Consider the following 6,182-nt stretch of genomic DNA (forward strand, 5'->3'; position numbering starts at 1 on the left):
CAACTGCCCGCCCCGCCCTACATAACCCGATCCACCGTCAGCTACGCCGTAGCGGTGCGGCGATGAACGGCGCGATCTTCGTCAAACGGTACGACGACCCGGATCGCTGCGTCGCCGCTGCCGCCCACCACGCCTGGCTGGCCGGACTGGGCTCCGGCGTACGCCTGCCCGCGCTTGTCGCCCGGGGTGCCCGGCATCTCGTGTTCGAACGGCTGTCGGGGCGCGCACCCGGCGTCGAAGATCTTCCGCGAGTCGCAGCAGCCCTGGGCCGCCTTCACGCTGCCGCACACCGAGATGAGCTTCGGGCCGCCCGCCTCGATCGACCCCATACAACCTCGACCGGCCTCGTGATCCCCGGCTTCGCCAGCCCGCGTCAGGCGGCGCTACACCACGCCGCAACCGCAGCGGGCATCCACGGACCGGTCATCGACGCCGTACTCGGCAGACCCGGGGAGCCCGTGACGTTCTACAAGGACCCGAACATTCGGAACTACCTTGCGAACCGCAACGAGGTCGCCGTCATCGACTTCGACGACCTGACACTCGCTCCCTTCGGCTACGACCTAGCCGGCCTCCTGGTCACCGCATCGATGACCTACGGCCGCCTCGCCGACCGATCGATCACTCGCTGTCTTCGCGCCTACCGCCTCGCTGTCGCACCCCAGCTCTGCAGCCTGGCCGACCTGAAACGGTACGCCGAGCTACACCACCTGCTGACTCTGCGATATCTCGGCCGCAACGGCTACCGGCACCCCTGGCCCACCGTCCGGCCCTGGCCCGACCCGTTTCTCACCGAACTGAACTGAGAAGGAACCCCCGAATGGCCCCGACAACCGAACTCGTCATCGCCCGCCATGGCGAAGCCGCCTGCAACGTCGCCGGAATCGTCGGCGGCAAACAGGGCTGCACCGGCCTCACCGATCTCGGCCGGAACCAGGCGGAACAACTCGCTGCTCGCCTGGCCGCCGAGCACGCCCAACAGCCCTATACCGCCTTCTACACCACACCTCGACTCCGCGTAGCCCAGACCGCCGAGATCATCACCCGAACCCTGTGCTTGCCTGCCACCATCGACCCGGACCTCCGCGGCCCTAACCACGGCGACGCCGACGGCCGACCCTGGGTCGACGTCAAGACTTCCTTCCAGGGGCCGCCTCAGCACGGCCCAGACCGCCAGTACGCTTCCGGCTCCGAGACGTGGAACGAGTACCTCTACCGGGCGACCGCAGCACTGCAGAAGATCCTCGCCCGTCACGATGGCGAACGAATCCTCATCGCCGCCCACGGCGAAACCGTCGAAGTGGCCCACAATCTGCTCCTCGGCCTTCCCCGGAATGCTTGCCTCCGACTCGGCTTCGTCACCGACCATGCCTCGCTCGCGCGGTGGCAGCGACCGACCAACCGCTTCGGCCGCATTATCTGGCAACTCGTCAGCCACAACGACACCCGACACCTCCGCCCCCGCCATGACTGACGTCAACGTTCACCTCGCGCTCTGCCAACGCCTCCTCGACGCCGACGCCAAGTCCGTGACCTCGCACCCCGGGCACGCCGGCACTCGCGTGCTCCGTGCCTCGACGGCCGCTCATGGAGACATCGTTGTCAAGATCCAACGCAGCCTGGAACGACACCACCAGGAAGTCCACGCATACCGGACCTGGGTTCCTGCCCTCGGAGACAGGGCACCCCGACTGCTCGCGACAACCGACGACCCGCCAGCCATCGTCATCACCGCGGTAGCGGGAGTCCCGCTCAATGAGCGGCAGCTCGACCCCGAGGCCGAGCAGAGCGCCTACCGGCAGGCAGGACAGCTGCTCAAGACACTGCACGCCGCTGGACCACCCCGCCTCGAACCAGACTGGACGGCCTGGCTCGCAGAACGCGCCGAGTACTGGATCCACCAGGCCGGGGACCGCGTCACCGTCGCCCGCCGGGCCGAGCTACGCGCGCACATGCGAGCTCTCCGAGACTTGGCGCCGCTGCCCGCCCTTCCGTGCCACCTCGACTTCATGCCCCGCAACATGATCTACAGCGACGACGGAGCGGTCAGGATGATCGACTTCGAGCACAGCCGCTACGACCTACCCGCCCGCGACCTCGTACGACTCGCCTCTCGCATCTGGCACCACCGCCCAGACCTACGCGCGAGCTTCTTCGACGAATATGACCAGCTCAGCGCGGTCGACAACGCAGTATTGGAGCACTGCATCCATCTCGACTTCCTCACAAGCCTGGCGCAACATGCCCATCGACCGCGAGCCGAACGGCCACGTGACTGGCAGCCGGATCCTTCCTATGCGAGACCATCTATGTAATCGATTGCGCGATGAGGGCTTCATACAGCAATGCGTGGTTCCCTTGGAACAGCTACCCCTCTGACGCCAGTCCCCCACGCGCAGCCGATACGCAAGCCCGGTCCTGACCCGACCCACGACACTCTGCCTCCTGATCACCATGAAGGCAATGCTGGAGACTCGTCCAGTAGCGCCGGGACGTTACACGGCAATCAGTTCGGCGATCTTCTTGGCGATGTTCTCCAGGGAGTCCTCCTCTGTGCTCAGCCCGTTGCGAGAGCCGAGGAGCGGGCTGACCGACCGAATCTCCTCGTAGGTGACCCCATGCGCGACAGGGATCAGCAGGTCACGCGACAGCAGTTCCGAGAGCTCCTTCTCGGACACCCCGCCGCTATCGACGCGCCTGAGGAGTGCGGGCGTGATGAGCACGAGACCGATGCGCGTCTTGGCCAGACCCTTGTCGATCTCCCGCATGAACGGCTGGCCAAGGATGATGTCCTTCTCACTGAACCAGACCGATACGTCCTCGGCTTCGAGGAGGTTATGCAGTTCAGTCGCGGTCTCACGCCGGTCGTCCCAGGCGTGACAGAGGAACAGGTCGTACGACTTGGCTCGAGGTCCTACCGCCTCGACCTTGCTGCGATAGCGGTCCAGCGCCGCGACCTCTTCGGAGGTATAGGCAACGGGCGAGTTAGCTGGCGACCACCGAGGCCGCGCCGACCGACTGCCACCGCCACCACCGGAGGACCCGCTTCCGCCGCCGCTGCGGGACGGGTTTGACGAAGCGTAGTTGGACGGGGACGGGTAGGACCGGTACGACGATCGGCCATGGACGGGACATGCGGCGGCACCGCTGGAGGTGCGGTGGCCCCGACTGGGTGCTGTACATCGCATGACTTCACTATAGGAACGACCCGCCAATCCCGTCTGTCCGGACCACCTCAACCATGCATCGGCAAATCCCGATACGCTAGACGAGTGGATGCCAGTTCCTTGGTAACGGAATGTCACGATGGCAGGCCGTCCGCCGGGACCATGAACGGCTACATCTGCCGGTCCTAGCAATGGGGCGGCACCAGACCCGCACGAAGGTCTCGCGCCGCTTCCTTCATGACGGTCTCATCTGGTTCAACTCATTCCGGGGTAGTTCGGACGGAAATGAGAGGTCGATCAACCGGCGACGTGCGGTGCCCGTGGTCGGAGTCCTCCACATCTGTTCGTGGGGCCAGTGCTGGTGGAGGAGGTCGACGGCGGTGACCGCGACCGATGCCCGTAACGGCCGGTTCCAGGTCAGCGAGCAGGTTGGTCTCCCGGGCGGCGTCGTAAGCGATGACCAGCACCGCGCCGCCCGGCACGACCGGATCCGTGCGCCGATAGCCGGCCAGAACCGCACCGAGCCCGGCAGTGGACCGCTCCCGTTCGGCGACCACCTCGCCGACTGGGCCCGGATCGACGTGCACCAGGGACCATACACAGCGGCCGTCCTCCAGCCACACCCCGTACCCGTCGGCGCGCAAATGCGCCAGCCCTCGCTCCCGCAGCCACACCGACGTGTCCAACGTCGTCAACCACTGGAACAGCCCGCACCGGCCCGGGTCCTGCCGTGATACGGCCAGCAGCGGCAGGAATATCAGGTAGCGTGCCACGCCCCAGTCCCGCTCACCCAGACGCAACGGCACCGACCGCCCCGACGCGACCAGATCACGGCTTAGCAGAGCGGTGCCTCCTCGGCGATCCGATACCACCAGGTATGGGCCCGGCCCTCCGCCGCCCGCTGCCGGCCCACCAGGCCCGCAGCGTGCAACCAGGTGAGGTCCCGGTGCGCCGTTACCGCAGAAGCTCCGGACCGCGCTGGCCCTGTGGAGCCGGGTTCCGCGCGAAAGACGCGCTCAGCGGCAGGTTCGGATTCCTCGGTGCAGCGGTGAGCGGGCTTCTGGAATCATGGCGGCGTGGCGGGGTTCGGTTACAAGACGTCGTGGCTGGCGGTCCGGGACCGAACGCCTGATCAGGTCGCGGATGCGCTGGACCTACGTGACCGGCGTGTCCTCGATTGGGCCGACGGCACCGATCGGGCATACCGGCACGGCGTGTACGTGACCGCGTCGGTACCAGGTTGGACCCTCGCCCACGGCCGGGTGCACATCCCGGCGGGGTTCGACGCGACCGAGCCGCCTTTCGCCGATTGGCTCACGGAGCTGAGCCGATATCTGGGCGAGGTGCAGTTCTTCGCCAACGAGCGGGTCCCGGACTACCACGCTTGGGCCCGGGCCCTGGACGGTGAGCTGCTGCGGGCGTACTGCTATGTCGGAGAGCGCGACGAGGTGTCGCTGTTTCTCGGCGATCCGACAGCCGACGAGATCGAGTTCGACATCGGCATACGCGACCGGGAGCCCGGGTGGGAACACTGGTCGGACGAGCAGTGGGATGTTTGGTTCGATACGACACCGTCCGAGTCCGATGTGATGGCGATGGCTGGTCGCTGGAGCGTCGATCCCACCATGATCGACGATGTCGCGGTGACTGTGACCGGTATTTACGGGCTGCCACCATCGGTCTGTGGCGAGTGAGGGTGTGTCGCCTTGCTCCGTCCTCCTGTTCAGGGCGAGGAATCATCGACGATGTGACTGGGCTGTCCACGCGCACACGCTGATCGGCTGAAATGACGTGTGGGTGGATCGCCGCCAGGCCGGTCGGGTCCTCGGCGATCTCCGGTGCGCCGAGCTTGTGCCTCTGCCGTGCGGGTCACGGCTCGTTGTCTGCTGAGGTGTTCCTGTTTGCGGCGTGACGCTGCTTCAGCGGCTGGTCGCGTCGGTGTTGGCGAGCAGTCGGGCGGCCAGGGCGACGGTGTCTTCTCGGGGTTCGGCGTCGATGTCGGCCAACGCTTTGGTCAGGGCGCGCAGCAGAGTCTTGATGCCGGCGGGGTCGCCGAGGGCGTGGCGGGCGTGCATGGCGCGTACGTAGAGGGCTTCGTTGTAGTGGTCGAGTCGGATGGCTTTGTCGAGCAGGTCGGATGCGGCGTGTGGGTCGGTGTCGAGGAGGTCGTCGGCGAGGAGGAGGTGGGCTTCGGTGCCCCAGCGGCGGATGGTTTCGCGGTGGGGTGGGAGCCATTCGTAGTCCTGGCCGTCGGCGAGGGGTGTGGTGTAGAGGTCGCAGGCAGCGGTGAGGAGTTCGCGTCGGCGTGGGCCGGTGGCGATGGTGGCGGTGCGCATCAGGTCGCGCAGTGTCCACAGGTCGACGTCGACGGTGGCCGGGTCGAGTCGGTAGCGGCCGGCGGTCTTGACGACGTAGGCGTTCCTGGTGTCGGTGGTGCCGGCGCGGCCGAGGACGTGGCGCAGGTTGCTGGCGTTGGTGTGGACGCGTTGGTCGGCTTGGCTGAGGCGGGCGTCGGGTTCGAGGTACTCGCCGATTTCCCGGGTGGTGACTCCGTCGGGGTGGCAGGCGAGGAACACGGCGAGTTCGAGGGCTTTGGCGCGCAGGGGTCGGCCGGGTGCGGTGATGTTGGTGATCTGCGGTTGTCCGAGTACCCGCAGGCGCGCTTTGCCGGTGTGGTCCTGCGTGGTGGGTGTGGTGGGCTCGTTGCTGGTCCGACTGACGTGCAGCGGTATGGGTCGGGTCGTGGTGTCGTCTGGTTCGCCGGTCTGTGCTTCGCGCAGGGTCGTGAGGATCTGGATCGCCGTGTCGGGGTCGAGTACGGGTAGGCGCGGTGGTATCGGTTCGGCCGGTTGGCCGGACACGACGGTGCTGTGTCCGTCGGTGGTGACGGTGATGGTGGGGCCGTCGGGCTGTTCGCCGAGCAGCAGTGCGGACAGGTGGAGATCGCGGCCGAGGGTGAGGGCGATCGTGGTGCGCCGGCGTGCTTGCGCGGGTGGGCTTTCGGTGATGAGGAGC

Annotated in this window: 6 protein-coding genes and 1 pseudogene; 4 read left to right on the forward strand and 3 right to left on the reverse strand. The window is 67.0% G+C overall.

From position 1 onward, the window contains the following. The first annotated feature begins 62 nt into the window (after nt 1–62). From GSF22_RS29225 to GSF22_RS29235, 3 genes are read left to right on the forward strand one after another with little or no spacing between them, the layout of a single operon-like run. Complete coding sequence (locus tag GSF22_RS29225; RefSeq protein ID WP_208817139.1) at nt 63–806, forward strand: phosphotransferase; 744 nt, start codon at nt 63–65, stop codon at nt 804–806. A gap of 14 nt (nt 807–820) precedes the next feature. After that, nucleotides 821–1,474 (forward strand): histidine phosphatase family protein, encoded by a 654-nt coding sequence (locus GSF22_RS29230; RefSeq protein WP_208817140.1) that lies wholly within the window; start codon nt 821–823, stop codon nt 1,472–1,474. Continuing rightward, complete coding sequence (locus GSF22_RS29235) at nt 1,467–2,315, forward strand: phosphotransferase enzyme family protein (RefSeq protein WP_208817141.1); 849 nt, start codon at nt 1,467–1,469, stop codon at nt 2,313–2,315. The genes GSF22_RS29230 and GSF22_RS29235 overlap by 8 nt, the downstream gene beginning before the upstream one ends. Nucleotides 2,316–2,495: 180 nt before the next feature. Here the strand turns inward: GSF22_RS29235 and GSF22_RS29240 are convergent, their stop codons facing one another. Together GSF22_RS29240 and GSF22_RS29245 are read right to left on the reverse strand one after the other, a co-directional pair. Beyond that, a complete protein-coding gene (locus tag GSF22_RS29240; RefSeq protein WP_208817142.1) occupies nt 2,496–3,188 on the reverse strand; it encodes a toll/interleukin-1 receptor domain-containing protein in 693 nt (230 codons plus the stop codon). 239 nt (nt 3,189–3,427) lie between these two features. Beyond that, nucleotides 3,428–3,940: a hypothetical protein gene (locus GSF22_RS29245; protein WP_244454338.1), complete on the reverse strand. Its 513-nt coding sequence runs from the start codon at nt 3,938–3,940 to the stop codon at nt 3,428–3,430. A 303-nt stretch (nt 3,941–4,243) separates the two neighbouring features. Here GSF22_RS29245 and GSF22_RS29255 point away from each other — a divergent pair, with 303 nt between their 5' ends. Then, the gene (locus GSF22_RS29255; RefSeq protein WP_208817143.1) at nt 4,244–4,861 is read left to right on the forward strand and encodes a hypothetical protein; all 618 of its coding nucleotides are present in this window, start codon (nt 4,244–4,246) and stop codon (nt 4,859–4,861) included. A gap of 225 nt (nt 4,862–5,086) precedes the next feature. Here GSF22_RS29255 and GSF22_RS29260 read toward each other — a convergent pair. Further along, nucleotides 5,087–6,182 (reverse strand): annotated as a pseudogene (locus tag GSF22_RS29260) (transcriptional regulator); the annotation flags it as partial.

It is taken from the genome of Micromonospora echinofusca (genome assembly GCF_017614955.1).
Lineage (GTDB): Bacteria > Actinomycetota > Actinomycetes > Mycobacteriales > Micromonosporaceae > Micromonospora > Micromonospora echinofusca_A.

What these genes read in the sequence shown, in the direction of transcription:
- GSF22_RS29225 (WP_208817139.1), top strand. Translation starts at nt 63, where the DNA reads ATGAACGGCGCGATCTTCGTCAAACGGTACGACGACCCGGATCGCTGC.
- GSF22_RS29240 (WP_208817142.1), bottom strand. Translation starts at nt 3,188, where the DNA reads ATGCGATGTACAGCACCCAGTCGGGGCCACCGCACCTCCAGCGGTGCC.
- GSF22_RS29235 (WP_208817141.1), top strand. Translation starts at nt 1,467, where the DNA reads ATGACTGACGTCAACGTTCACCTCGCGCTCTGCCAACGCCTCCTCGAC.
- GSF22_RS29230 (WP_208817140.1), top strand. Translation starts at nt 821, where the DNA reads ATGGCCCCGACAACCGAACTCGTCATCGCCCGCCATGGCGAAGCCGCC.